Genomic DNA, 26,406 nt, shown 5'->3' with positions numbered 1-26,406 from the left:
TCCTGTCCCTCACCGATTCTTGAATACCGCAAAGATCCGGGCCGGATTTTCCACTGTCAAACGCCGGAAATCCTCCCCGGAAATATATTTCATCAGCTCCCCGCGCAAATCCGTAAGGATATACGCCAGCCCGGGTTTCCCGCCGTAAGCCGGCAGATACCCCTTCTTTCCCATGTCCCCGGACAGCGTTACCCGGCCTGCGAATCCGGCCCGCACCAGTTCGGTGATCATCTCCACCCGGAACTGATCCCGGTCCGCCAGCTCGCGCCCCACGTGATCCAGACAGATATTCGCTCCCAACTCGCAGATTTTCATCGCGTACTCAATATCCATCCGGCTGTCGATGTGGCACAGAAGCACCCGGGAGAGATCCACCCCCAGCGATTTCAGAATCTCCGCCTGCTCCAGCCCCATGGTTCCCTTGTCGCAGTGAGTGCTGATGGGAAGGCCAAGCTCCCGCTGCGCCCGGGCCGCCACCCGGATAGCCTTTTCCTCCAACCTTGTGACGGTCTCATAGCTGGTTCCGAATTTGATCACCCCAGGCCGGATATCCGTTCCGTCGATTCCCTCCAGCGCCTCGCGTTTTACCAGCTCAAACAGATCTTCCTCCGACCGGTCCCCAAACCAGGGCGGCATAAACTCCTCTTTGTGGAAACCGGTCGTGCAGATCACCTGAATCTGCGCCGCCCGTGCAATGGCCCTGTACCCCCTCACATCCCGTCCATAGTGAATGGGTGTCATCTCCACCAGCGTTCTCCCGCCTGCCTGGAAGAACACTCTGCTCTCCTGAGCTGACTTATCCCGGTCGTCCAGCGTGTAATCCCGGTATTTCGGGTCATCGCTCTGGGGCTTTACCAGCAAATGCTCGTGCACGTATGTGGTGCCCAGCTCCCGTTCTCCCACCGGACCGTCCACCGTCATCGCATAATATTGATCCATAATCCCCCTCCTCTTTTGCTGTTCCTGCCGTTGACATAAACCTGTAAAACTTAATAAACTTCATTTTACGAGTCTGAAACAGGATTGTCAAGAAAACCTTATCTCCCCTCCCGGTCCGGTCTGTTCCCTTTTCCCCTGTCCGCAGGCGTTAAAAATCCCCGGAACCGTTTTATGGCCAGCGCCATCATCCGGTTTCGGGGATCTCGTTTCCGGGAACCGCAGCTCATGCAGCGGTTCCCCTATTCTCTTTTAAAATCAATAAAACAACCGGTTCACCGCGCTGAAAATACCGCGGATGGACGCCCTCGTAATGTTGGAGCTGATGCCAACGCCGTAGGTCGTCTTGCCGGACACCTGGTCGATCAGGTGGATATAGGATGCAGCCTGGGCTCCGGAACCGGCGGCCAGGGCGTGCTCGTTGTAATCCATCACCTTGATCTGGATTCCAAGGGCATCCTCCATGCCTCTCTGGATCGCATCGATGGGGCCGTTTCCCACGCCCTCGAAGGTCTTCTCGATGCCGTGGTCGGTGTAGACCACCTTGGCCAGGGTTGCAAACTCGCCGTCTCCCGTCTCGGTGTCGGTAATCCGGCACTTGCGGAAGTGCATGGGCTCCTTGCGCTCCAGATACTCGTTCTTGAACGCCTCCATGATCTGCTCCGGGGCCACCTCGCCCTGCTTCTCGGAAATCTTCTGGATCACGTCCGCGAACTCCTTGTGCATGCCCTTCGGCAGCTTGAAGCCGTAGAAGGTATCCATCACGAAGGCTACGCCGCCCTTGCCGGACTGGCTGTTGATCCTGACGATGGGCTCGTACTCCCGGCCGATATCGCTGGGATCGATGGGCAGGTAGGGAACCTCCCAGAACTCGCCGCCGCGCTCATGCAGCGCCTGCATGCCCTTGTTGATGGCATCCTGGTGGGAGCCGGAAAACGCGGTAAACACCAGCTTGCCCGCGTAGGGATGTCTGGGCGGAATGTCCATCTTGGTGCAGCGCTCGTAAATCTCGGCGATTTCGCGGATGTTCTCGATGTTCAGCTCGGGGTTGATGCCCTGGGAGAACATGTTGTAGGCCACGGTCAGAATGTCCACGTTGCCCGTGCGCTCGCCGTTGCCAAACAGGGTGCCCTCCACCCGGTCCGCGCCCGCAAGCAGCGCCAGCTCCGTGGAAGCCACGCCCTCGCCGCGGTCGTTGTGGGGGTGAATACTCAAAATAATGCTGTCGCGGTTCTTGAAATGGGTGTTCATCCACTCAATCTGATCCGCGTAAACATTGGGGGTGGTCATCTCAACGGTGGACGGGAGGTTGATGATAATGGGATTCTCCCTGGTAGCGCCCCATGTCTCCTGAACCGCCGTACAGATATCCAGCGCAAAATCCAGCTCCGTGCCGGTAAAGCTCTCCGGGGAATACTCCAGGCGCACCTGGGTGTCGCACTCCGCCGCATAGCGCTGCACCAGCTTGGTGCCGATGATGGCGATATCCTTGATCTCGTCCTTATCCTTGTGGAACACCACGTCCCGCTGTAAGGTGGACGTGGAATTGTAAATATGTACAATGGCCTTCTTGATGCCCTCCAGGGCCTCAAAGGTCCTCTTGATCAAATGCTCGCGGCACTGTACCAGCACCTGAATCTCAACGTCGTCGGGGATCAGCTTGCGGTCCACCAGAGTGCGCAGAAAATCATACTCGATCTGGGACGCCGCCGGGAAACCCACCTCGATCTCCTTAAAGCCCAGCTTCACCAGAAGGTTGAACATCTCCACCTTCTCCTCCACCACCATGGGCTCCACCAGAGCCTGGTTGCCGTCACGCAAGTCCACGCTGCACCATACAGGCGCTTTTTCGATCTCCTTGTCCGGCCAGGTACGCTCCGGGAAATTCACTACGGGTATACGCTTATATCTCTTATAATTCAACATACTTGTTTCCTCCATTCATCTTTTACGGTTGTCGGTTCGTCACACGGTCCTGCCAATTCACTTCGTCCTCAGCCCGGTACGGGCAGTCGCTCGATCACACCGTAATGTCTGACGATGAACAGCAATACTCTTACTGGTTCAGCCCCATCCTTCATCATTCCTTTTTCTTAAAAATCGCCGCCCAAAGAATTTGCAATCGCCCGCTGGCTGCGCCAGCGGCCCATTACATACAATTAAAAGATCCCGGAGCGCAAAATCTCCGGGATCCCATTGGACCTCTTTGCTGCAACGTTAACTTATTATACCACAGCAGTCCATAACTGGCAAGTAAACGGTTTTCATTTCAACATTCCCAATGGTTATAGTAAATATTCCCACATCTTATGCCGGTGCGCGAAAAAACGCCATTTCACGCCGGTTCCGGGCCTGTTTTTGGTTCTCTGACAACTCATGCCGCCCCATTACAGGCAGTGGCCCTGAGCCTTCATCACCTCGATGACCTGGTCCACATAGTTCCCACAGGTATCCAGATCCGGCGCTTCCACCATCACCCGGACCACCGGCTCGGTGCCGGACTGGCGCAGCAGAATCCGTCCCTCGCCGCCCAGGCTTTCCGCCACCTTCGCCACCTCGGCCTGAACGGCAGCGTCGTCCTGGGCCGCCTTTTTGTCCTTGACCCGGACATTTTTCAGGACCTGGGGATAAATCTCCACCTCGGAGGCCAGCTTTGCCAGGGATTCCTTCTTCTCCAGCATCACCTCCATCACCTTGAGGGAGGTCAGAATGCCGTCCCCGGTGGTGGCGTGCTTGCTGAAAATGATGTGGCCCGACTGCTCGCCGCCCAGGCAGTTGCCGGTATTTGCCATATTCTCGTACACGTACTTGTCGCCCACGGCCGTTTTCTCGTAGGAGATGCCCTCCCGGTCAAAGGCCTTGTAAAGGCCAAAGTTGGACATGATGGTAGTCACCACCGTGTTCTTGTACAGGGTTCCCTGCTCCTTCATGTACTTTCCGCAGATGTAAAGAATACTGTCGCCGTCCACCACGTTTCCGTTCTCGTCCACCGCGATGCAGCGGTCCGCGTCGCCGTCGTAGGCGAAGCCCACGTCGCAGCCCTCCTGGAGCACGAATTTCTGAAGGTGTTCAATATGGGTGGAGCCGCAGTCCGTGTTGATGTTCAGGCCGTTGGGGCTGTTGTTCATCACGTGAGTCTCCGCGCCCAGAGCGTCAAACACGTTCTTGGCAATGGCGGAGGCGCTGCCGTTGGCGCAGTCCAGGGCCACCTTCTTATTCTTGAAGGAGCGGGTGGCGATGGAGATCAGATAGCCGATGTAGCGGTTCCGGCCCGCCGCGAAATCCACGGTGCGGCCGATGCGGTCCTTCTGGGCCAGGGGAATTTCCGGTATCTCGCCGTCCAGGTACTTCTCGATCTCTTCGATCACGCTCTCCTCCAGCTTCTCGCCGCGCTCGTTGATCACCTTGATGCCGTTGTCATAATACGGATTATGGCTTGCAGAGATCATGATGCCGCAGTTAAAACCCTCGGTGCGCACCACATAGGAAACGCTGGGGGTGGTAGTCACGTGCAGAAGAAAGACGTCCGCCCCGGACGCGGTAAGTCCCGCCACCAGGGAATACTCAAACATATAGCTGCTGCGCCGGGTATCCTTGCCGATCACGATCTGGCAGCGCTCCTCCGGCTTTTTCTGTCCGTAGTACCAACCCAGAAAGCGGCCCACCTTGTACGCGTGTTCCACCGTCAGGTCCACATTTGCCTCTCCGCGAAATCCATCGGTACCAAAATATTTTCCCATTCTCACTCTTTCCTTCCTGTCCCTTTTATTGTCGTCTCCGCAGCGTTATGCTTCCTGTTTTTCCAGCTCCTTCAGATAACGGCTCAAAGCGTCCTGCCAGTCCGGAAGCCGTTCAAATCCATTCTCCGTCAGCTTTTCCTTGCTCATCCGGCTGTTGCTCGGCCGCTTGGCCTTGGCCGGATAGGAGGCGGAATCCACCGGTGTCACCTTTACCTGGTCCATTCCGGCCTGTTTGAAAATCTCACAGGCGAACTCGTACCAGCTGCAGATTCCCTCGTTGGTGGCGTGGTAGCGCCCGTAGCGCTCGGTCTGGATCATATCCACCAGCAGCCTGGCCAGGTCATAGGTGTAGGTGGGGGAACCGATCTGGTCGTCGACCACGCTGACCGCTCCTCGCTCCCGGCCCAGCCGGAGCATGGTTTTGATGAAGTTCTTGCCGTTTAAGCCGAACACCCAGGCGATGCGCACGGTAAAATACTTCTTCACCGCCTGCTCCACCGCAATCTCACCCTCGTACTTGGTCAGCCCATAGACATTTAAAGGTTCCCGGTGGTCGTCCGGCTCCCATGGGCGCTCGCCCTGGCCGTTAAACACGTAGTCCGTGCTGATGTACATCAGCTTGCTGTCCAGTTCTTTGCAGACTCTGGCGATATTACGGGTGCCCTCCGCGTTGATCTTGCGGCACAGCTCCAGGTTATCTTCCGCTGCGTCTACTGCAGTATATGCAGCACAGTGGATCACTGCGTCTGGAGAAACCTGTTTCATGACGCGGTCAACCGCTGCCGCGTCCGTGATATCCATCTCCTGCACGTCCACTCCCACGGCCTCGATTCCGCGCTTCGCAAACTCGTTCATCAGATCCTGTCCCAGCTGTCCTTTTGCGCCAGTCACTAAAACTTTCATAAATACCATACCTCCTGCCCGATTGCTCTACACGCCGCCTACTGCGGCTCTGTCCCGGAAATCACAAAGCCTGAGCGCAGATTCCTACAACCGATTCCCATACATCTTATCAAAATACCCGCTATATTCCCCGCTGAGTATATTCTTCCACCACTCCTGATTGTCCAGATACCACTGAATGGTCTGCTGAATCCCGCTGTCGAAGTTATACTTCGGTTCCCAACCCAGCTCCGTCTCAATCTTAGTCGGATCGATGGCGTACCGCATATCGTGTCCCGGGCGGTCGGTCACAAAGCGGATCAGGCTCTCCGGCTTGTCCAGGGCCTTCAGTATCGTCTTGACAACCTCCAGGTTGGTGCGCTCGTTGTGTCCGCCGATGTTGTACACCTCGCCCTCGCGGCCCTTGTGGATCACCAGGTCGATGGCCTCGCAGTGGTCGGCCACATGCAGCCAGTCGCGCACATTCTCCCCGGTGCCGTAAACCGGCAGCTCCTCATCGGCCAAAGCCCGGCTGATGATCAGGGGGATCAGCTTCTCCGGGAAATGGTAAGGTCCGTAGTTGTTGGAGCAGCGGGATACGGTCACCGGCAGCCCGTAAGTCCTGTGGTACGCCAGCACAAACAAATCGGCGCTGGCCTTGGAGGAGGAATAGGGGCTGGAGGTGTGAAGGGGCGTCTCCTCGGTAAAGAAGAGCTCCGGGCGGTCCAGGGGCAGGTCCCCGTAGACCTCGTCCGTGGACACCTGATGATAACGCTTGATTCCGTAGGTGCGGCAGGCGTCCAAAAGCGTGGTGGTTCCCATCACGTTGGTGCGCACAAACGCCTCCGGATCGGTGATGGAACGGTCCACATGGCTCTCGGCCGCAAAGTTTACCACCACGTCCGGCTTCTCGTCCTCAAACAGCTTGAAAATGAACTCCCGGTCCGCGATATCGCCCTTCACAAACTTATAGTTTGGCTTGTCCTCAACCGGCTTTAAGTTCTCCAGATTTCCTGCATAGGTCAGAAGATCCAGGTTGATAATCTCATAATCCGGATACTTGTTCACCATGTGCTGTACAAAATTGCTTCCGATAAAACCGGCTCCGCCGGTTACGATAACCTTCATGTTATTCCCTCCGTCTTTCCATTGTATCACTGTCCGGATATCACTGCGCCATATGCAGCTTGTCCACGTATTTACCGTCCAGAACGTCCTTCAAATACTTGCCGTACTGGTTCTTTTTCAGCACCTCGTAGGCCTCCAGCACCTGCTCCCTGCTGATCCATCCGTGCAGGTATCCGATCTCCTCCAGGCAGGCGATCTTGCGGTGCTCGTGTGTCTCCACCGTCTTCACGAAATTGGTGGCCTCCACCAGGGACTCATGGGTTCCCGTATCCAGCCAGGTAAAGCCCTGGCCCAGAAGCGTCACCTCCAGCTCCCCGTTCTCCAGGTAGATGCGGTTCAAATCCGTGATCTCCAACTCCCCGCGGGCCGACGGCTTTAAGTTCTTGGCGTACTCCACCACCCGGTTGTCGTAAAAGTACAGGCCGGTCACACAGTAGTTGGACTTGGGTTTCTCCGGCTTCTCCTCAATGGAGACTGCCTTTCCGTTCTTGTCGAACTCCACGATGCCAAAGCGCTCAGGGTCATCCACATAGTAGCCGAACACCGTGGCGCCCTTCTCCTTGGCCGCGGCGGCCTTCAGGCGCTTCACCAGCCCCTGGCCGTGGAAAATGTTGTCTCCCAGCACCATCGCCACGCTGTCATCCCCGATGAACTCCTCGCCGATGATAAACGCCTGGGCCAGACCGTCGGGACTGGGCTGCACGGCGTAACTCAAACGGATGCCGAACTGGTTTCCATCACCCAGCAGCGCCTCAAACCGCGGCGTGTCGTCGGGGGTGGAGATAATCAGAATGTCCCGGATGCCCGCGTTCATCAGCACGGACAGCGGGTAATAAATCATTGGCTTATCATAAATCGGAAGCAGCTGCTTCGATGTCACCTTGGTCAGCGGGTACAGTCTCGTACCGCTGCCACCGGCTAATATGATCCCCTTCATTTTTTCCTCCTTGTAAAGGCACATAAATTTTCTTCGTTCAATATAACATACTATCCCCGGATTTTCAAACTTTGTCCGGATTTTTTCGATGGAATTCAAGAAGAATTAAGATTTTGGATTACGATTTTCCATTTTTGCCTCGGACCGTGTCCAGATACCCGTAGATGGTCACTTTTGAAAGCCCCATGCAGGCGGCCACCTTGTCGATCGCCCCCTTGACCAGGAAAATGCCCTTGTCGTCCATAAACCGGATCATTTCCAGGTTGTCCTGTTTGGTCAGGCCCTGCTTTTTCCTGCCGCTGACAATATTGTCGATCAGGGTGTCCACAACGGTGGTCACATCCTGGTCGGCCGCCATCTCCGGGCAAATCACCGAGCTGTCCTCCTGCATCGGAAGAAACAGTTCCAGCTCATCGTGCAGGGTTTTCATAAACGTGATATCGTAATTGACGCAGAACACTCCAACCACTTCCCCCGCCTCGTCCCGCACCAGAGAGGAGGAGGACTTGATCCTTCTGCCGTCCTCCGTCTCAAAGGTATAATTGACCGCGTAATCCCGTGTAAAATTCTTGTTCAGCAGCACCGAGCGGACCAGGCGGTCAAAGGTCTGTCCCTCCCGTCTGCCCGTAACGTCCCCGTTAACCGTGTACACCACCGACTTCTCCGGTATGGTCAGGTCGTGCAACACCACCTCGCACCGGTTTCCAAATGTTTTCCCTATGGTCTCCGCAATGGGAATCAAAGATTTTAACAACACATGCATATTCATTTCCTCGCTCTGTAAAGCGTCCGCCGCTTACCCATGTTAAAAAGTCGCCTCAATATTACATAAAATTCTAACATACACGGCGGCAAAAAACAACGAAAGATAACGATCAGACAAAGTATGCTCCGCTCCCCCAGGCCCTTTATCCCCAGGAAAGCGGCCCTGGCTTGCGCCTCAGACCGCTTTCCGCATCGTTTTGATCCCCACTTGATTCACCGGCGGCCCGCTACATCCCCGGCCGCTCCAACCCCAGTATATTTAACATTTCCTGCACCCGCTCAGGACTCTCCCCGAAGGACTTGACCGGCGCGCCCAGGCGTTTTTCGCACTCCTGTTCCGTGACGGTGCGCTCCCGTTTCACCGGCCCGCTCTCCGTTTCCACGGTATAACTCCAGCTCACTTCCCCCAGATTGCCCGTAAGCGCCAGCAGCACGCAGGCATAACGCTCCATCTGCTCCTCAAACACAGCGGAGTTGGACACGCCGTCCTCAAAGTGAAACGTCCACCCGTAAGGCTCCTTTGACGTCTGCAGCTGATTTTGATAGCTGCCCAGTCCGGCCCCGATGCCCAGCGCCCCAGCCAGCCGTCCGTCCGCCGAGGCGTCTCCGATATAGGGATTTTTCGCCCGGTAGAGGTCCCCGGCCAGCTTGCTGATCACGGTCCCGTCGCTTAAAATTCGGGCACCTCCGATCTCCAGGGCCCCGCCCGGCTCCGGCAGCTCTGCCTCCAGGTTAAACGCGCCGTCCCGGTTCCATGGGGACGGCAGAGTGCCGTAAATCACCAGCTTCTGCGTTCCGTCCTTCTGCTCCGCCAGCCGGTAGCGGCTGTAGCACTGCGCGGAGCCGTAAAACACGCCGCCGACGCGCACCGTGTCCTCATACACATCCATGTAGGTAATCAGGTAAGAATCCACCGGAAATCCAATTACAAACAATTTTACAAAAATTGCCAGAGCCACCGCGGCCAGTATACCCGCCGCCGTCAGAAGCATTTTCCGCAGGCCGCGCCTTCTCACCTTCTTCAGATAGTCGATCTCCCGCGTCTCCTCTGCCAGCGCAGCGATTCCCTCGCCCTCCAGCTCCCGCTTCATGCGCTCATACCGCTCCCGGCACGAGCCGCAGGTTTCCAGATGTTCCTTTATCTCCCGGTTTGACGCCTCCGACGTAAGGCCGTCCACATACAAAGGCAGCAGGTCCCGGATCAATTCACAGGGAATATTCTGTTTCATAATTTCTCCGCCTCCTTCATCACTTTCTCCTTGCCGCGATAATAGGTCACTCTCGCCCAGTTCTCACTTCTCTCCATAATCTCCCCAATCTGCGCGAAGGAAAGATTGCCGATCAGGCGCAGATAGATCACTTCCCGCATAGGATCCTCCAGCCTGTGGATCATCCGCAGGACCTGAAGGTTCTCCCAGCCACGAAAGAGCTCCGTCTCCGCAGAGTCCACCGGTATCTCCTCCGCCTCGGATAAGCTGGCCTGGTTCTTCTGTTTTTTGAGATAACCGTACCACAGATTCTTTGCGATGCCGCAGAGCCATGTGGAAACGCTGCTTTTTCCCTCATACCGGTCCACATGCTTTACCGCCTGGTAAAACGTTTCCTGAGTCAGCTCCTCGGCAAGGTCCGGGTTTCCGGTTCGGGTCAAGAGAAAGCCATATACGGTCCTCGCGTGCTCCAAATAGATCTGTTCCATGGAATCCATATGCGCTTTTCCTCCCTTCTGTTAATTAGTATCCCGAATCGGCGTTTCGTTACAGGGAAAATGAAAAATTTTTATTATTTTACACCCGCAGGGGCGGGTGCGCAACCTATTTATGAGACAAACAAACTCCATGAGCGTCCGGATACCCGCAGGTCCGGTCTCTCATGGAGTCGGAATTTAAATGTATTCAGCTTACAGGGGCAGGTCTGTCACTCCTGCTCAACATCGTCCAGATCGGCTGCCGCCGGTTTTGCCTTTTTGCTCTCAAGCCGCTCTCTGACAAAGGGCCAGAACAGGCTCAGAATGGCGATGACCAGGAACACGCAGGAGGCGGGTCTCATGAAGAAATAGCCAAAGCCGTATTCTGTGTAGGTGAGTCCCTTTCTCAGGTTGCTCTCCAGCATGGGGCCCAGAATGAAACCGAGAAGGAACGGCGCCCGGTTCAGCCCTGAAAATGAGAAGAAAATACCGAGCAGGCTGATGAACACGCAGAGCATCAGGGAATCAATGTTATTGGACAGAGAATACGCTCCGGTGAAGCAGAAGAGCACGATTCCGGTATACAGATAATGATAGGGAATCGACAAAATCTTCGGGAATACTCTCAGTCCGCAGAAGGAGAAGGTCAGGGAAAGGATGGCTCCCAGCAAAAGCGTGATAAAAAACAGGTACACATAGTCCGAGGAGGTCCGCATCAGCAGAGGGCCGGGCTCCAGGCCGAACACGATGAGCGCGCTCAAAATCAGCGTTGTAGGCGTATCCCCCGGGATTCCCAGGGTGATCATCGGAATGATTGCGCCGCCGATGGACGCGTTGTTCGAAACCTCTGCAGCGTAGACGCCCTCCGGATTGCCGTGACCGAAGGTCTCCGGTTCCTTTGAAGCGCTCTTTGCCATGGCGTACGATACCTGATTGGAGAGGCCGGGCCCCATGCCGGGCAGGAAGCCAATCCAGACGCCCACCAGGAAGGACCGTATAATCAGGACCTTTTTCTCGATAAACTCTTTTAAGGATACGCCGAGCCCCTTGAAATTGCACGGTTCAACCGGCGGATTCACATTTTTGTGTTTTGCGTAGTTTACGACAACCGTGCTCAGCGCGAATATTCCCAGCATCAGGCAGGTGGTATTGATTCCGCCCAACAAAAGGTGAATGCCGAAATTAAACCGTTTTCCACCGTCGATGGGCGAGAAGCCCACGCAGGAGAGGATGACTCCCAAAAACGCTGCGACCAGTCCGTTCCACATATCATCCTTGGAAATGGTTACAACCAGCACAATCGCGCAGAAGCACAGACTGAAATACTCCCAGGGCCCCATAAGCAGGGCGACTTTCGAAATAATGGGGCAGAAGAACATCGCCCACCAGGATACCTCCGATGGAACCGATGGCGGACGAAAGAATCGCGATGCCAAGCGCTTTCGTCGCCTCGCCCTTCTGCGTCATGGGGTAACCGTCATAGACCGTGGCAATGGAGGCGGTAGTACCCGGAATTCCCGTCAGGATCGAACCGAACAGTCCGCCGGAGGTTCCGCCAATGTACATGCTGCCCAGGAAAATCAGTCCCGTGTACCCCGGCATAATAAAGGAAACCGGGAGGAACAGAGCTAACGCCATGCTGCCTGTCAGTCCGGGAATTGCGCCGAATATCAGGCCGATGATATTTCCACCGAGAGCCAAGCACACATTCTGCAATGTAAAATATGTAGTTAAAGCCTGTAATATCATGGTAATCCCCCTCTCAGCCGACGGCCTTTAACAGCGTTTTGATCCATTTCCCCTGCGGAAGAGGAATTTTAATGACATAGGAGAAAAGCACGTAGGTCAAAGCCACCATCAGTATGGCAAACAGAATCCTGTGCCAGACGTTCAGCTTCTTTGTGTCGGCCAGAAGCGTCGTCATCACGAACATCAATACCAGGGATGAAAAAATGTAACCAAGGTACTTTACCGAAAGCACATAAACAACCAGGAGCGCCCATAATCCAGCCAACCGTATGTAGTCTCTCTTATTCGGAAGAAACGTTTTGGGGTTGCTCTTTGCGGACGTCAGAAATTTTCCGATTCCGCAAAGAATAATGCCGATCCCGCAAAGAGTCGGGAAAAATTTCGGTCCCGTATCATTTGTGGCTACCGTAAACAGAGACGTGATCCTGGATGTAAAATATAGGATCAGCGCGCCTAATCCAATATAAAATAGAGAGAGATAATGATCTTTATTGAGTTTCATATGGCCCCCCTGTCAGTGTAATCGTTTATCGTGCTGCCTTGACGCCAAGGGTCTCGCCCACGGAATCATAAATATTGAAGGTGTCTTTGTACCATTCCTGGCTCTTGGCAAAATCAAAGGGATCAATGATGGTTCCTTCCTTGAGCATATAGTCCTTCAGCTCAGGATCAGAGAAAACCTTCACCATAACTTCATTGATCTTCACAACCACTTCGTCCGGAACGTTTTTGCTGGTGACAATCAGCACGGGGTCCAGACATTTCAGGTCCGTATACCCCATCTGCGCATATGTGGGGGCATCCTGATTAATCTCGCTTCTGGTGATCGGTTCGTCGGAACATGCCAGAATGCGGATATCGCCGTTCTTTGCGTAACTTTCCGCTGAGGATGCGCTGAGGGAGGTCACTTCGATATGTCCGCCCAGAATTGCGGAAATGGCCTCGGCAGTCTTGCCCGCCTCCACATACTTGAACTTCACGCCGGCTGCCTGTGCAAACTCTTCAACTCTGAAATGGGATCTGGAACCAAGGCTGGTGCCAAACACGATAGCTTCAGGATTCTTGCGGGCGTCGGCCAGCAGTTCCTCCATGGTCTTGTACTTGGAGTCGGCCTTCACGCAGATGTACGCGCAGCTCTCACGGTTCACATAGTTGGCGACTTTAAAGTCGTCCAGAGGATTCATATCAACCGCGCCTGTTATGTAGCTGGTGAAGAAGGACGGAATGAAAAAGCCTAAATTCAAGGCGTCCTCGTCGTCCTGATAAACGGTATCAATGGCAACTGCGCCGCCGCCCTCCGCCTGGTTCACTACGATAAAATTGGCTCCGGTTTCCTTTTTAGCAATTTCGGCAACTTTCCGTGCAACCAGGTCCGTGCCGCCTCCGGCTGCCGCAGCGACAATCAGGTTTACATTGCCGTCAGGCCAACTCACATCCGCTGCTTTCTCCCCCGCTTCTTTTGCAGTTCCCTCTGTTTCTTTTGCGCTCTCATTTCCTGCTTTTGCCGTATCGCCTGCGGGAGCAGAAGCTGAACCACAGCCGACAGCGGACAGACACAGAGCAGCAGCTAAAAATCCGGTTAAAAATCTCTTTTTCATTTTGTCCCTCCATCATTATATAGATTTATTTTTTGATCAACGCCTCATCAAGTCAAAGTTTTCTCTCAGCAATGGCATGAGCGGCCTTGATTTTATTCTCCTGAGCACGGGTTTCCATGCGGCGGAACAGTTCGGAGTACAACAACATCACAATGTACATCTGGGAGGCCACCCCTGAAATGGAGCCGCCCTGGATCGGGCCCTCGGTGGCGCCGCTGCACAGAAGGACGTCGGCATAGGGAGCCGCAGGCGTCTGCATAAATTTTGTGATAAACACGGTAAATGCGCCTGCCTCGTGGGTCATCTGGGCGATACGGATGCTGTCCTTGGTGATCCCGGAGTTGCAGAATATGATGGCCACGCTGTCCGCCTGCATCGTGGCGGCGGACGTAAGCTGCATATGGACGTCGCTGGTATAGAAAATATTCGGCAAAATCCGCATCATGCGGTTCTGCATCATCAGCGCGGACACGCCGGAGTTGCCAAATCCAAAGAGATGAACGCTTCGGGCGTTCAAAATGGCCTCCACGGTCCGTGAAATCGCATCATAATCCAATGAGGACAAGGTTTCGTTCACCGCATCCGTAAATACTCCGGATACTTGCTGGGCCAGTTCATGCAAATCTTGGGATTGCGCCAGATTGAACTCACCCTTGCTGTCCAACATGTCGTTTACATTGCTGCTGAGCGCGAGCGCAAGTTTGAAATCCTGATATCCCCCAACGTTCATGGAACGGCAGAATCGGAATACGGTAGTGTCTCCCACCCCACAACTGTTGGATAACTCGTTGATTGTCATCTTGACCACTTCCTGGGGATGCTGCAGCACATAGTCTGCTACCTTTTTCTCCAGACGGGTCAGCTGATCATAGCAGCTGCGGATGCTGATCAATAAATTAGTCTCTGCCATAAAACCTCCTATTTTGTTATGTTCCTGCCGGTAAATCTGCCTTGTATAGGTACATTATAGCGCATGAAACCAGAAATGCAATAGGAAATGGAGAAAAATTTTATTTTTTGGAGAAAAAATTTATTTCTATTGACTTGGTAGAATTTTGTTGTTATCATAAAATGAGTTTAATGGAGTTAGTTACCACTTGGTAAGGAGGATTCTGCTATGATGAAACAGCAAAGCCGGGGCGGCGTTGAGCTGGCCCAGGCAGTCCGGGCCGCCTATTCCAGAGGCGAAAGCGATTACAACATGGAGCCCCTTGTGCGTGTGGATGAAACAGGCTCCCCCATAGGCCGCATACAGGACGGAGATACGGTGATCTTCGGCTGCCGCCGGGGCGAGCGGGAAATTGAACTGACTGAAATGTTCACTGAGCCGGATTTCGACAAGGCCGGGCGGACCAGGCTGAACGATCTCCAGTTTGTGATTCTGACCCTTTATCACGATAAATTCAAGGATCTGCCCATCGCCTTTGCGCCGGAGCAGGTACATAAACCGCTTGCGCAGATTATCAGCGAAGCCGGCCGCACCCAGCTCCACGCCGCCGAATCGGAAAAATTCGCCCATGTGACATTCTTCTTTAACGGCGGAAACCGGACCCCTTATCCCGGAGAGGAGGACATTATGATCCCTTCTCCCAAAGGAGTGCCGTTTGAGGAGGTGCCGGAACTCAGTCTGGCTGAGGTGGTAGACGAGGTAAACCGGAAGCTGGGCGGGCCGGATTTCGTCGTGGTGAACTTTGCCAACGGCGACGTTATCGGGCACACCTCCTGCAATTCCGCCAAGATCGCCGCTGCCAGCCACATGAGCAGACAGCTTGAACGGCTGGTAAGCGCGGCTAAAGCCCAGGATTACGTGGTAATGATCACAGCGGACCACGGGAACCTGGAGTCCATGATCACGCCTACCGGTAAACCGGATGTGGCTCACACCACCAATCCGGTCCCCTTCCTGGTCATTGATCCCCGCCGGAACGACCCCATATCTCCCCGGAACGGAAGTCTCTGCGACGTTGCGCCCACCGTGCTGCACGCCATGGGCATCCCTCTGCCCCCTGAAATGGATGCCTCCACCCTGATTCCCGGCGTCCGTTTTGACGACGGAAGGAAAGTGCTGCTGATCATTCTGGACGGCTGGGGATTAGGCGAAAAAGGCGAGGGAAATCCCATTTTCCTGGCGGATACCCCCTACTGGGATTTTTTGCTGGAAACATATCCCTGCGCCAGGCTTCATGCCTCCGGCAGCTTCGTGGGCCTGGGACAGGACAAAGCCGGAAACTCCGAGGCGGGACACTTAAACCTGGGCGCGGGCCGCATTGTGCCCCAGGACGACATCCGTCTGGACAAAGCGATGGCGGACGGCAGCTTTGAGCAGAACCCGGTTTTCTTAGAAGCGATTCGTCATACCAGGGACCACGGCAAGGCTCTGCACATCCTGTCCTACCTGACGGATAAATCTTCCCACGGTTCCATCGACTACGCCAAGGCGCTGTGCCGCATGGCAAAGGGGCTTCCCGAAGTCAACCTGCACATCATTTTCGACGGGCGCAGCACGGAACCGGGAAGCGCGCCTCAGCTCCTGATGGAACTGGAAAAGGAACTCGACCACATCGGCGCCGGCCGGATCGTGGACGGCGTGGGCCGCGGCATTGTGCTGGACCGGGATCAGAATTACACCAAGGTCAAACGCGGTTACGACGCCATGGTTTTGGGGTGTGGAACAGCATACAGATAAAAGAAGCGCCCGGGGTCAGTTTTGCCACTGATCCCGGGCGCTTCCTCATTTCAATATGGTTTTAACGTTTTATACCTGCTCGTTTAACTTACTCAGCTTCGCCGCCTGGTCCGCTGCAATCAGGTTGTCCAGCAGCTCCTGGATATCCCCGTTCATGATGGAATCGATCTTGTACAGCGTCAGCTTGATCCGGTGGTCCGTCACGCGGCCCTGGGGGAAGTTGTAGGTGCGGATCTTCTCCGAGCGGTCGCCGGTGCCGATCTGGCTCCTGCGCTCCTCGGCCTCGGAACTCTGGCGTTTTTCCAGCTCGATGTCATAGAGCTTGGAGCGCAGCAGGCGGAAGGCCTTCTCCTTGTTCTGGAGCTGGGATTTCTCCGTCTGGCTGTAGATCACAATACCGGTGGGCATATGGGTCAGGCGCACCGCGGAGTCCGTGGTGTTAACGCACTGTCCGCCGTTTCCGGAGGCGCGCATTACGTCGATGCGGCAGTCGTTCATGTCGATCTGAACGTCCACTTCCTCCGCCTCGGGCATCACCGCCACCGTAGCCGTGGAGGTGTGGATACGGCCGCCGGACTCGGTCTCCGGCACACGCTGTACCCGGTGCACGCCGCTCTCGTATTTCAGCTTGGAGTAAGCGCCCTTGCCGGTCACCATGGCCACCACTTCCTTAAAGCCGCCGATGCCGTTCTCATTCAGGCTGATGATCTCCACCTTCCAGCGATGGCTGTCCGCGTAGTTGGTGTACATGCGGTACAGCTCAGCCGCAAACAGGGCCGCCTCGTCGCCGCCAGCGCCCGCACGAATCTCCAGGATAATGTTCTTGTCGTCGTTGGGGTCCTTGGGCAGCAGCAGGATTTTAAGCTCGTGTTCCAGGTCCTCGATGCGCTTTTTCGCGTCGGCCAGCTCTTCCTTGGCCATCTCGCGCATCTCCTCGTCGCTCTCCTCCTCCAGCATCGCCAGGGAGTCCTCCACATCCTGCTTGGCCTGCTTGTACTGCTTGTATGCCTCCACAATGGGAGCCAGGTCGGCCTGCTCCTTCATTAGCTTGGTAAACCGCTTGGTGTCCTGGGTCACGTCCGGATCCCCAAGCATCCGCATCAGCTCTTCATAATGAATCAAAATATCGTCCAATTTATCAAACATAACTCTCTCCCGATTCCCTCAATCAAATTCAAATTCCTTGTTCCATGGGGCGCGCCTGGATGGTGCGGACCGTTTCCCAGCTCCGCCCAGGGGCCTGGTGCCCGTTGTCCGCCGCCGCGCCCAAAATAGCCCCGACCACCCGGTCCATCCCGGCCATGTCCTTTACCGTGTGAATCTGCGTAAATCCCTCCCGCTCCAGAAGGGCGCTCACCGCCTGGGCCTGATCCCAGCCGATCTCAAAATAGACGGCGGCGCCCGGTCTCAAAAACCGCTTTCCCTCAGACGCCAGAATCCGGTAAAATTTCAGCCCGTCCGGGCTGCCGTCCAAAGCCAGCCGCGGCTCGTGATCCCGCACCTCCGGCTCCAGCCCTTCGATCACCTGGCTGGGAATGTAGGGCGGGTTGGATACCAGGATGTCAAACTGCGGGGTGCAGGGCACGCAGAGACGGCACGGCAGTTCTCCCGCGGCGGCTGGTTTCACAGCCGTCCGGCCCTGCCAGGCATCCGGTTCCCCGGAGGTTTGTTCCTGCGAAGTGTCCGGTTCCACAGGCTTCTGTTCCTGAAGCCCCTTCGTCTCCAGCCCCGCAAACATATCGCTTTGCACCAACCGGAAATCCCCGTCGTACTCCCCCAACAGCGCGGCTGCGTTCTTCTCCGCCACCTTAAGGGCCTCCGCGGACACGTCCAGCGCCGTCACGCTCCTGTATCCCCCCAGCCTTGCCAGGCTGACGGCGATACAGCCGGACCCGGTGCACACGTCCAACACGTCCAGGTCCCGCTGCTTCCGCTCCTCCAGCACCAGCTCCACCAGCGTTTCCGTGTCCTGTCTGGGGATCAGCACATGTTCATTTACATAAAATTCCAGCCCCATAAACTCCTGAACGCCCAAAAGCTGCTGCAATGGGATGCGCCCGGCCCGGCCCGCGATCAGCGCTTCATACGCCTGCGTTTTCTCCGCTCCGCCCGGCAGCCCGTCCACGGTCCGTCCACGGTCCGCCAGAAAGGAGGCCAGGCCCAGCCCGAATGTATCCAAAAGCAGATACCTGGCGTCCAGCCCGGCGTCCGGCACACCGGCGCTTCTAAGTTGTTCCGTTCCCTGATCCAGAAGCTGCTGCAACGTCATTTCTGCTCTCCCATCCCGGAAATTCCTCATTCAGATAATTTCTCCAGTCAAACACGGTCTCCACCGCCGCGATGGCCACCTCGATCATGCTGTCGTCCGGCTCCTTGGTGGTCAGCCCCTGCATCCACATGCCGGGACGGCTCAAAATATTCACCAGCTTGGAGTCGTGGCGCCCCGCGAAGCGCAGCAGCTCATAGGACACCCCGGCGATGGCCGGGATCAGCACAATCCGGCTGACGATGCGCATCCACAGCGTTTCCGGCCGCACCACCATAAAAAACAGGATGCTGATAATCATCACGATCAGAATAAAGCTGGTTCCGCAGCGCTTGTGCTCCTTGGAGCTGGCGCGAACGTTGGCCACCGTCAGTTCCAGGCCGTGCTCCAGGCAGTTGATACACTTGTGTTCCGAGCCGTGGTACATAAAGGTGCGCTTGATGTCCTCCATGCGGCTCACCAATTTGATATATGCGATAAAGATGACGATACGGATCACGCCCTCCAGCACCGCCATCACCGTGTCCGACGTGATAAACCTGCGGCACAGCCCGGCGATAAACAGGGGCAGCACCATAAAAATCCCGATGGCCATGATAAAGGAAAATATCATCACCACCGTCATGAGCACGCTCTCCAGCTTTTCCCCAAGCACCTTGTCCAGCCATGCCTCGAATTTGGACGGGGTTTCCTCCTCGTCGTCCTCGAAAAAGCTGCAGGACCAGGTCAGGGCGCGCATGCCCAGAATCATGGAGTCCGCGAAACTGAAAATACCGCGGATAAAGGGCAGTCCCAGGATCTTTGCCTTCCTGGTCATACTCACGTAATGATCCTTTTTCACCTCAATTTCCCCGTCCGGTTTGCGGACCGCGATCGCGTAATCCGGGCCGTTCTGCATCATAATGCCCTCGATTACCGCCTGTCCGCCGATTCCTGAGTATTTCATCGATTATTAACCTTTCCATCTTTTTCCGAAAAATACGAAAAGGGCTGAGCCACTCTTCAAGCTCAACCCCTTATCTCTCTCACTTATTGAATGCCATACTTACGATTGAACTTATCAATACGTCCACGGGCAGCGGCAGCCTTCTGCTGGCCGGTGTAGAAAGAGTGGCACTTGGAACAAACTTCAACGTGAATGTCCTTCTTGGTGGAGCCTGTTACAAACTCATTTCCACAGTTGCAAACAACCTTTGCCTGGTAATAATTCGGATGGATTCCTTCCTTCATTTTGTTCACCTCTCTGATTTTATTTGCGGTTTCCGACCGCGGCCTGTATGCCAATCTGCCTCTGTACATAACCACCGCCCCTGTGGACGTGGAACGCACAAATATCAGCACTGTTCAAGTTAAGCGCTTCCGTTCCCGTAAGGTTGACTCACGCGAAAGCCAAAACTGCCGTCAATCCAGACAGCTTAAACAGTATAGCACAAGAAGGACAGGATTGCAACTGTTTTTTCACAGTTTTCTCCTACTTACTCACCGTCAACACATCGTCCCGCTCCGCCAGCTTTGCCATAAACGCCGACTGGTTCAGTCCCGGCGGAAAGACCACGTCAAATTCCAGCTTGATCTCGTCTTTTTTAGTCTTTTTAATCTGTAGGCCTGCGATCTCAATGTGCTCGCCGGTCAAAAACTGCTCGATGGTCGCCACCGCGCCCGCCTTGTTCATGACCGTCATGTTAATCAGGCCGTTGGACGCCGTTTTGGCAAAATATGCTATTTTATGCATCACAAACTGCATGACGATGATCAACAGCGCTGAGCTGATTCCGATGACATACATCCCGGAACCCATGGCCAGACCCACGCCAGCGGTGGCCCACATTCCGGCCGCCGTGGTCAGGCCGTTCACCAGGTTGTTGCGCACAAAGATCACGCCCGCGCCCAGAAATCCCACTCCGCTGACCACCTGTGCGGCGATACGGGAGGCGTCCGCCTCGTATCCGTCAAAAAAACCGTACTTGGAAACCACCATCATCAGAGCAGCACCCAGCGCCACAATGGCGTGGGTGCGTATCCCTGCAGACTTATTCCGGTTTTTACGTTCATTTCCAATCAAAAGGCCCAGAAAGGCCGCGATCAATATCCGGAGCAGATATTCCATCTGCGTCCAGATATAGGGGACCTCAAATTGATCCCAAACCGATAATACATCCATCTGTTTTACATCTCCATTTCTGTCCCAACGGCCCTAGACACAGCTGCAGGCGACAAAATGGTTCGGTTCGATCTCCCGAAGCTGCGGATTGCCCTTCTTGCAGCACTCCTGGACATAGTCGCAGCGCTTTCCAAACCGGCACTCATCCGGCAGATTGACCGGGGAGGTGATCTCACCCTTGATCAGCTGGCGTTTGGGCTTATCCTTGTCCACCACGGGCAGCGGAATCGCCGAGAGCAGCGCCTTGGTGTAGGGGTGGATCGGATTCTTGAACAGAAGATCCGAAGGAGCCTTCTCCACCATCTGTCCAAGATACATCACCGCGATATCGTCCGAAAAATATTTAACAACCGAGAGGTCGTGGGTGATGAAAATATAGGTCAGCCCCATGTCCTGCTGCAGCTGCCGCAGCAGATTCAAAATCTGCGCCTGGATGGAAACGTCCAGGGCGGAAACAGGCTCGTCGCACACGATCAGCTTCGGCTCCACCGCCAGGGCGCGGGCGATGCCGATTCTCTGGCGGCGTCCTCCGTCCAGCTCATGGGGGTACACATTGATGTACCGCTCCGCAAGACCCACGGTCTCCATCAGCTGCAGGGTCCGTTTTTCAATCTCGCTCTTGGTCTTTAACAGCTTGTGCTCAATGATCGGCTCGCTGATCAGCTGGGAAACAGTCTGTCTGGGGTCCAGGGATGAGAACGGATCCTGGAACACCATCTGCATCTCCCGGCGCAGGCTGCGCATCTGCTTGCGGCTGTAGCCCGTGATATCCTGTCCGTCAAAAATGATCTTTCCGGACGTGGGTTCCAAAAGCTTTAAGATGGTGCGCCCGGTGGTGGATTTTCCGCAGCCGGATTCGCCCACAATGCCCAGGGTCCTGCCCTCCTCCACCTTAAAGTTCACCCCGTCCACTGCGTGCAGCAGACCGCCGGGCGTATTGAAATATTTTGTCAGATTCTCAACCTCAAGAATTACTTTATTTGCCATCCCTGTTCCTCCTCAAGCTAAAATCCGGATTCTCGTAAGCATGACAGGCGACAAAATGCGTATCGCTGCCTCTGACTGCTTTCAGCTCCGGAACCGACTGGGAACAGCGCTCCGTCGCATATGGACATCTGGGAGCAAAGGAGCAGCCCGGCGGCAGATCCGACGGATCGGGCATCAGCCCCTGGATCGGCTCCAGCATCTCGCCCCTCTCCTTTAAGTTGGGCAGGGAGTCAAACAGCCCCTCCGTATAAGGGTGGTGCATGTAGTTAAACACGTCGTCCGCGGTTCCCTTTTCCACAATCCGCCCCGCGTAGACCACGGCCACATCGTCACAGACCTCCGCCACAACGCCCAGGTCATGGGTAATCAGAAGCATGGACATCTCCCGCTCCTGGATCAGCTGCTTCATGAGTTCCAGCACCTGCGCCTGAATGGTAACGTCCAGGGCGGTGGTAGGCTCATCCGCAATGAGAAGCTTGGGGTTGCAAGCCAGCGCAATGGCGATCACCACGCGCTGCTTCATGCCGCCGGAAAACTGGTGGGGATATTCCGCCGCGCGGGATTCCGCGATTCCAACCAGCTTCAGCATATCCTTGGCCTTCTCAAGGGCCTCCTTTTTATTCAGATTCTGATGGAGCTCAATACTCTCGGCAATCTGATCTCCCACCGTCATAACCGGGTTCAGCGCCGTCATGGGGTCCTGGAAAATCATGGCCACATCATTGCCGCGCATATGTTCCAGTTTCTCCGCGGACATCTGCAAAACGTCCTCGCCCTCCAGATAAATCTCACCGCTCTTAATCACCCCCGGAGGGTTGGGAACCAGATTCAGGATGGACATGGCCGTGGTGGTCTTGCCCGCGCCGGTCTCCCCTACCAGGCCCAGAGTGTGCTTTTTCCGAATCTCAATGTCAATGCCGTTGACCGCATGGACATCCGCATCCTCCGTCTCATAGTGAACAACCAGATCCTTTATTTTCAATACCAAATCTTCTGCCATAGGTCTCACCTCTCCTATTTCTTCATCTTCGGATCCAGCGCGTCGCGCAGGCCGTCACCGAGCAAGTTAAGCGCCAGCACCGTCAGCATAATCGCAAATCCGGGGATAATACACATGTAGCTGGCATCTCTGATATGGCTGCGCCCTGCGGACAGCAGCGCTCCCCATTCCGGAGCCGGAGCCGGAACGCCGATTCCAAGGAAGCTCAGAGAGGATGCGGAGATGATTGTCGTACCGATCTGCAGCGTGATCTGTACAATGATCGGAGACAGACAGTTGGGAAGAATATGCTTTAATATAATCTTCCAGGTGGGAAGTCCCATCGCATAGGAGGACTCCACATATTCCTGGTCGCGGATGGTCATAACCGCGGCCCGGACAATTCGCGCAAAGCTGCTTGCGCAGGAAAATGCCAGAGCGATCATCAGGTTCACCGTGCTGGTACCCAACAGGGACACGATCACCACAGCCGTCATAATATTCGGAATGGAATAGAAAATATCAACGCCGCGCATGATGATGGAATCTGTAAGGCCGCCATAAAATCCGGCCAGAGAGCCCAGCAGGGTTCCCACAATCAGTCCCAGGAACACGGAACCCACGCCGATGATCAGGGAGTAGCGCGCTCCGTAAATGACGCGGGCGAACAGATCGCGCCCGAATTCATCTGTGCCGAACCAGTGCGCGAGGCCAGGCGCCAGCAGACGCTCGGACATGTTCTGGCCAATTACATCTTTTTCATAATCAAACACAATCGGACTTATGAGTGCCGCCACTACCAGGACGATCAGGAAAATCATACCGATGACCGATCCACGGTTCCGAATCAAATGTCTCCAGGCTTCCTGAAACATAGTACGGCTCTTTATTTTTTTCTTTTTTGCCACCGCTTCCGCCATCGTATCACCCCTTTTTACTGTATTGTGCCTTGATACGCGGATCAAAGAACGCATAGACCAGATCCACGGCCAGGTTAATGATGCACATCAGGATCGAACACATGATGATGGCTCCCGTAACCATAGGCGTATCGCGCTTGGAAATGGAGTCATAAACCAGACGCCCGATTCCCGGCCACGAGAACACCGTCTCAGCCAGAACGGAACCGGTGATCACCAGGGACATCTGCAGGCCGATTGCCGTGATAATGGGAATCAACGCATTTTTCAGCCCATGTGTGTAGATCACCCGCTTCTCCGGACAGCCCTTTGCCCGCGCCGTGGTCATATAATCCTGGCGCAGCACATCCAGCATGGAAGAACGCGTGGTACGGGTAATCAGCGCGGCCAGGCCGAAGCCCACGGTCACAGCGGGCAGGATAATGCTGGAGAACCCGCTTTTACCGCCCGATGGCAAAAGCCCCAGCTTCAGGGCGAATATGATAATCAGCATCAGGCCCAGCCAGAAGTTGGGCATCGACGTGCCGAACAGGGCGAACACCATTCCCGCCGTATCCTTCCATGTATTCTGATGGATCGCCGTATAAATACCCAGGGGAAGGGACACCACCACGGCAATCAGCACTGCGGCGCCGCCAAGCGCCAGGGTGTTGGGAAGCTTTTCCATAAATGTCTGGAAAACGTCCTTTTTCGTAACATAGGACTTGCCCATATCCCCGGTCAGCATGCCCTTCATATAGTTGGCATAGCGGACAGGGAAGGGATCGTTCAGTCCCAGCTCCTCACGGATCTGCTCGACCTGCTCCGGCGTCGCTTTGTCGCCGGCCAGCATCAGGGCCGGATCACCGCCCGTCAGGCTCATAGCCCAGTAAATCAGGAAAGATGTTACCAGAATTACCGGAATCAACATTATCAGCCGTTTGAAGATGTATTTAATCATTCATTGCACACTCCTTTTCCTTTGGTGTGTCCCCCCCAAGAAACTTGCGGGCCGGAAGGACCCGCAAGTTGCTCAGACTATCTCAATCTCAATCTTAATCTCAATTACTCTGCGATATAAGCGTGGCGCCAGTCGTGGTTGCCGCCTCCGAAGAGGTACTGGCCCTGTAAATTCTTGTTGTACGCGATTACCAGGTTTGCGATATACAGCGGAACCTGCGGGCACGCATCAACCAGGTACTCCTGAAGCTCCTGAGCTGCGGCAAGGCGTTTCTCCGGATCTTTTTCAGTTGCAACCGTGTCAACCAGGCCGTCTACCTTGGTATCGGAATAGTGGTGGTAGTTGGAACCGGAATCCGTGTAGAACAGGTCGCGGTATACGAAGTCAACCTTGGAGTCCTCGTTCCATCTCCACAGGAACAGCTCCTGGCTTCCGTCAACACAGGCGGACTTAAGGGTTGCGGTCTCCATGGGCTCAAGCGTTGCCTCGACTCCGATTGCGGCCAGGTTCGCCTGGATCACGGTAGCGATCTGCTCATAGGGAGTACCGGAAGCATAGCTTAAAGTGGTCTTGATTCCGCCGTCCGGATATCCGGCCTCGGCCATCAGAGCTTTCGCGCGGTCCACATCGTAGTTGAAGCCTTCCATATCATCGTAGAAGCCCCACAGGCCGCGGTTCAGAATGGTTTTCTGCAGAGTGCCCTTGCCGTAAACAGCCGCTTCCAGAACCGCGTCGCGGTCAATCGCACAGGCAACAGCCTGTCTCAGCTTCTGGTTATCCCAGGGCGCTTTCTCGACATTAAATGCAAAGTAGAATAAACGGGTGCCGGGCTGCTCGAACACGGTGATGTTCTTATCCTCTTCCAGGTACTGCAGCTCGTTGATGGGCGGGTTCACGCAAACGTCAATTTCGCCGGACTGCAGCGCGATTACGCGGGAGGAAGCCTCTATGTAAGGACGGAACTCAATGGCGTCGGACACGCCGGGAGCCAGGTTCTCGCCTGCGGGGATATCATTGCCCCAGTAATCCGCTACCTTCACGATACGGCAATACTCGCCCTCAACCCACTCGTCGAACTTGTAGGGGCCCGTGCCGATATAGAAGGGATCTGTCACGCCGTCGTCGTAAGCTTTCTTGGACTGGATGGAAAGCGGTACGGACGCAAGGGTCTGTACGAACTCGTTGTTGTAGCTCTCAATTTCGATCTCAATGGTGTGATCGTCCACAACGTTACAGGCGACATAGCCCGCCAGGTTGGAGGCCACCATGTTCTCCATGGCCATATCCAGTGTGAACTTAACGTCCTCTGCGGTCATAGGAGTCTCGTTGCCGTCGTTAAAATAAACGTCGTCCCGCAGGTGCATCACAATATGGGTGTCATCCTTGAACTCCCAGTCGGTTGCCAGACACGGAACGAAACGCTCCTCGCCATCGGCGCCGTTGGTGAAGAATACCAGCGTCTGGTGGGTATTCTTCAAAATAATGTTGTTGATCTGATCCTGCTGCTTCTGGAGATCCAGGGTGTTGATGTCCGCATCCGTGCCGATCACCAGAGTTTCCTTGTGCGCGGGCACTGCCGGGCCGCTTCCGCCCTCCGCCGTGCCGCCGGCCGTCTGGCCCGCCTCCGCCGCGGGGGTGGTGGTGCCTCCGCCGCTATCCTTGCTGCCTCCGCCGCAGCCGGCCGTCATTCCAACCAGCATGGCCACACTGAGTAACAACGCGATCCTTTTTTTCATTAACAGTTTCCTCCATCTTTTTATTTTCTCCAGCCGTCAGAACCGCCGCTCTGCGCCTGTAAGTTTTCGAATATACGTCCGCCTTCCGCCTCTCCCCCGCGGGGCAAAAAACGATACAAAAAAAGAGCATAGCCCGTATGACCCCAATCCAACATCAGGACCTCAATTACGTTGCCGCTCTCATTCTCTTAGCAAAATGCATATTCCGTTTTAGATTACATTAAAATAATACCATCATTTCCGCTATTGCGCAAGTAGCATTTTGTATTTTATTAAACATTTTTTACATTTTTTAAGGTCCACCGGGAAAAT

Annotated in this window: 25 protein-coding genes; 1 reads left to right on the top strand and 24 read right to left on the bottom strand. The window is 55.1% G+C overall.

The window, feature by feature from the left end:
- Positions 1–9: 9 nt before the first annotated feature.
- From ACK2JC_RS17275 to ACK2JC_RS17210, 14 genes are all read right to left on the bottom strand, one after another.
- Positions 10–939 carry a phosphotriesterase-related protein gene (locus tag ACK2JC_RS17275; protein ID WP_320937103.1) on the bottom strand — a complete coding sequence of 310 codons (930 nt, stop codon included), beginning with the start codon at positions 937–939 and terminating at the stop codon, positions 10–12.
- A gap of 255 nt (positions 940–1,194) precedes the next feature.
- Positions 1,195–2,862, bottom strand: a complete 1,668-nt coding sequence (leuA, locus tag ACK2JC_RS17270; protein WP_333684134.1) for a 2-isopropylmalate synthase — start codon at positions 2,860–2,862, stop codon at positions 1,195–1,197.
- 461 nt (positions 2,863–3,323) lie between these two features.
- The gene (gene glmM, locus ACK2JC_RS17265) at positions 3,324–4,676 is read right to left on the bottom strand and encodes a phosphoglucosamine mutase (protein WP_276853725.1); all 1,353 of its coding nucleotides are present in this window, start codon (positions 4,674–4,676) and stop codon (positions 3,324–3,326) included.
- Positions 4,677–4,721: 45 nt separating this feature from the next.
- The gene (rfbD, locus tag ACK2JC_RS17260) at positions 4,722–5,579 is read right to left on the bottom strand and encodes a dTDP-4-dehydrorhamnose reductase (RefSeq protein WP_092363964.1); all 858 of its coding nucleotides are present in this window, start codon (positions 5,577–5,579) and stop codon (positions 4,722–4,724) included.
- Positions 5,580–5,663: 84 nt separating this feature from the next.
- Positions 5,664–6,686: a dTDP-glucose 4,6-dehydratase gene (gene rfbB, locus ACK2JC_RS17255; RefSeq protein WP_007706374.1), complete on the bottom strand. Its 1,023-nt coding sequence runs from the start codon at positions 6,684–6,686 to the stop codon at positions 5,664–5,666.
- Positions 6,687–6,726: 40 nt separating this feature from the next.
- Positions 6,727–7,623 carry a glucose-1-phosphate thymidylyltransferase RfbA gene (gene rfbA, locus ACK2JC_RS17250; protein ID WP_107434380.1) on the bottom strand — a complete coding sequence of 299 codons (897 nt, stop codon included), beginning with the start codon at positions 7,621–7,623 and terminating at the stop codon, positions 6,727–6,729.
- Positions 7,624–7,741: 118 nt separating this feature from the next.
- Positions 7,742–8,386 (bottom strand): transcriptional regulator, encoded by a 645-nt coding sequence (locus tag ACK2JC_RS17245; protein ID WP_233460766.1) that lies wholly within the window; start codon positions 8,384–8,386, stop codon positions 7,742–7,744.
- Between the two features lie 229 nt (positions 8,387–8,615).
- The gene (locus ACK2JC_RS17240) at positions 8,616–9,617 is read right to left on the bottom strand and encodes a DUF4825 domain-containing protein (RefSeq protein WP_107434211.1); all 1,002 of its coding nucleotides are present in this window, start codon (positions 9,615–9,617) and stop codon (positions 8,616–8,618) included.
- Positions 9,614–10,093: an RNA polymerase sigma factor gene (locus ACK2JC_RS17235; RefSeq protein WP_092363952.1), complete on the bottom strand. Its 480-nt coding sequence runs from the start codon at positions 10,091–10,093 to the stop codon at positions 9,614–9,616. The genes ACK2JC_RS17240 and ACK2JC_RS17235 overlap by 4 nt, the downstream gene beginning before the upstream one ends.
- A gap of 209 nt (positions 10,094–10,302) precedes the next feature.
- Positions 10,303–11,412 carry a tripartite tricarboxylate transporter permease gene (locus ACK2JC_RS17230; protein WP_320938266.1) on the bottom strand — a complete coding sequence of 370 codons (1,110 nt, stop codon included), beginning with the start codon at positions 11,410–11,412 and terminating at the stop codon, positions 10,303–10,305.
- The gene (locus ACK2JC_RS17225) at positions 11,342–11,821 is read right to left on the bottom strand and encodes a tripartite tricarboxylate transporter permease (protein ID WP_320938267.1); all 480 of its coding nucleotides are present in this window, start codon (positions 11,819–11,821) and stop codon (positions 11,342–11,344) included. Before ACK2JC_RS17225 ends, ACK2JC_RS17230 begins: the two co-directional genes overlap by 71 nt.
- A gap of 13 nt (positions 11,822–11,834) precedes the next feature.
- Entirely contained in the window at positions 11,835–12,323 is a 489-nt protein-coding gene (locus tag ACK2JC_RS17220; protein ID WP_107434209.1) for a tripartite tricarboxylate transporter TctB family protein, read from the bottom strand.
- Positions 12,324–12,348: 25 nt separating this feature from the next.
- Positions 12,349–13,419 carry a tripartite tricarboxylate transporter substrate binding protein gene (locus ACK2JC_RS17215; RefSeq protein WP_320937125.1) on the bottom strand — a complete coding sequence of 357 codons (1,071 nt, stop codon included), beginning with the start codon at positions 13,417–13,419 and terminating at the stop codon, positions 12,349–12,351.
- 52 nt (positions 13,420–13,471) lie between these two features.
- Complete coding sequence (locus tag ACK2JC_RS17210) at positions 13,472–14,329, bottom strand: MurR/RpiR family transcriptional regulator (RefSeq protein ID WP_092363939.1); 858 nt, start codon at positions 14,327–14,329, stop codon at positions 13,472–13,474.
- Between the two features lie 207 nt (positions 14,330–14,536).
- On the opposite strand from ACK2JC_RS17210, the gene ACK2JC_RS17205 reads away from it, so the two are divergent.
- Positions 14,537–16,105, top strand: a complete 1,569-nt coding sequence (locus ACK2JC_RS17205) for a phosphoglycerate mutase (2,3-diphosphoglycerate-independent) (RefSeq protein WP_320937126.1) — start codon at positions 14,537–14,539, stop codon at positions 16,103–16,105.
- Positions 16,106–16,174: 69 nt separating this feature from the next.
- On the opposite strand, the gene prfA is transcribed toward ACK2JC_RS17205, so the two are convergent.
- From prfA to ACK2JC_RS17155, 10 genes are all read right to left on the bottom strand, one after another.
- A complete protein-coding gene (prfA, locus tag ACK2JC_RS17200) occupies positions 16,175–17,251 on the bottom strand; it encodes a peptide chain release factor 1 (RefSeq protein ID WP_092363936.1) in 1,077 nt (358 codons plus the stop codon).
- A gap of 28 nt (positions 17,252–17,279) precedes the next feature.
- Positions 17,280–18,374 (bottom strand): HemK/PrmC family methyltransferase, encoded by a 1,095-nt coding sequence (locus ACK2JC_RS17195; RefSeq protein WP_320937127.1) that lies wholly within the window; start codon positions 18,372–18,374, stop codon positions 17,280–17,282.
- Positions 18,331–19,317 (bottom strand): DUF1385 domain-containing protein, encoded by a 987-nt coding sequence (locus tag ACK2JC_RS17190; protein WP_092363930.1) that lies wholly within the window; start codon positions 19,315–19,317, stop codon positions 18,331–18,333. Before ACK2JC_RS17190 ends, ACK2JC_RS17195 begins: the two co-directional genes overlap by 44 nt.
- Positions 19,318–19,400: 83 nt before the next feature.
- Complete coding sequence (rpmE, locus tag ACK2JC_RS17185; protein ID WP_024736359.1) at positions 19,401–19,601, bottom strand: 50S ribosomal protein L31; 201 nt, start codon at positions 19,599–19,601, stop codon at positions 19,401–19,403.
- Positions 19,602–19,842: 241 nt separating this feature from the next.
- Positions 19,843–20,532, bottom strand: coding sequence for an MgtC/SapB family protein (locus tag ACK2JC_RS17180; RefSeq protein ID WP_107434206.1), 690 nt, complete (start codon positions 20,530–20,532; stop codon positions 19,843–19,845).
- A 33-nt stretch (positions 20,533–20,565) separates the two neighbouring features.
- A complete protein-coding gene (locus ACK2JC_RS17175; RefSeq protein WP_368271423.1) occupies positions 20,566–21,519 on the bottom strand; it encodes an ABC transporter ATP-binding protein in 954 nt (317 codons plus the stop codon).
- Positions 21,509–22,519, bottom strand: coding sequence for an ABC transporter ATP-binding protein (locus ACK2JC_RS17170; RefSeq protein WP_320937128.1), 1,011 nt, complete (start codon positions 22,517–22,519; stop codon positions 21,509–21,511). Before ACK2JC_RS17170 ends, ACK2JC_RS17175 begins: the two co-directional genes overlap by 11 nt.
- A gap of 14 nt (positions 22,520–22,533) precedes the next feature.
- Positions 22,534–23,418: an ABC transporter permease gene (locus ACK2JC_RS17165; RefSeq protein WP_007706302.1), complete on the bottom strand. Its 885-nt coding sequence runs from the start codon at positions 23,416–23,418 to the stop codon at positions 22,534–22,536.
- Between the two features lie 4 nt (positions 23,419–23,422).
- The gene (locus ACK2JC_RS17160) at positions 23,423–24,358 is read right to left on the bottom strand and encodes an ABC transporter permease (protein ID WP_007706300.1); all 936 of its coding nucleotides are present in this window, start codon (positions 24,356–24,358) and stop codon (positions 23,423–23,425) included.
- 104 nt (positions 24,359–24,462) lie between these two features.
- The gene (locus ACK2JC_RS17155; RefSeq protein ID WP_107434204.1) at positions 24,463–26,094 is read right to left on the bottom strand and encodes an ABC transporter substrate-binding protein; all 1,632 of its coding nucleotides are present in this window, start codon (positions 26,092–26,094) and stop codon (positions 24,463–24,465) included.
- Between the last annotated feature and the right edge of the window lie 312 nt (positions 26,095–26,406).

Origin of the sequence: Enterocloster lavalensis, assembly GCF_046603895.1 — a bacterium.
Classification (GTDB): Bacteria; Bacillota; Clostridia; order Lachnospirales; family Lachnospiraceae; genus Enterocloster; species Enterocloster lavalensis.
This window is presented reverse-complemented; position numbering and strand designations above follow the sequence as displayed.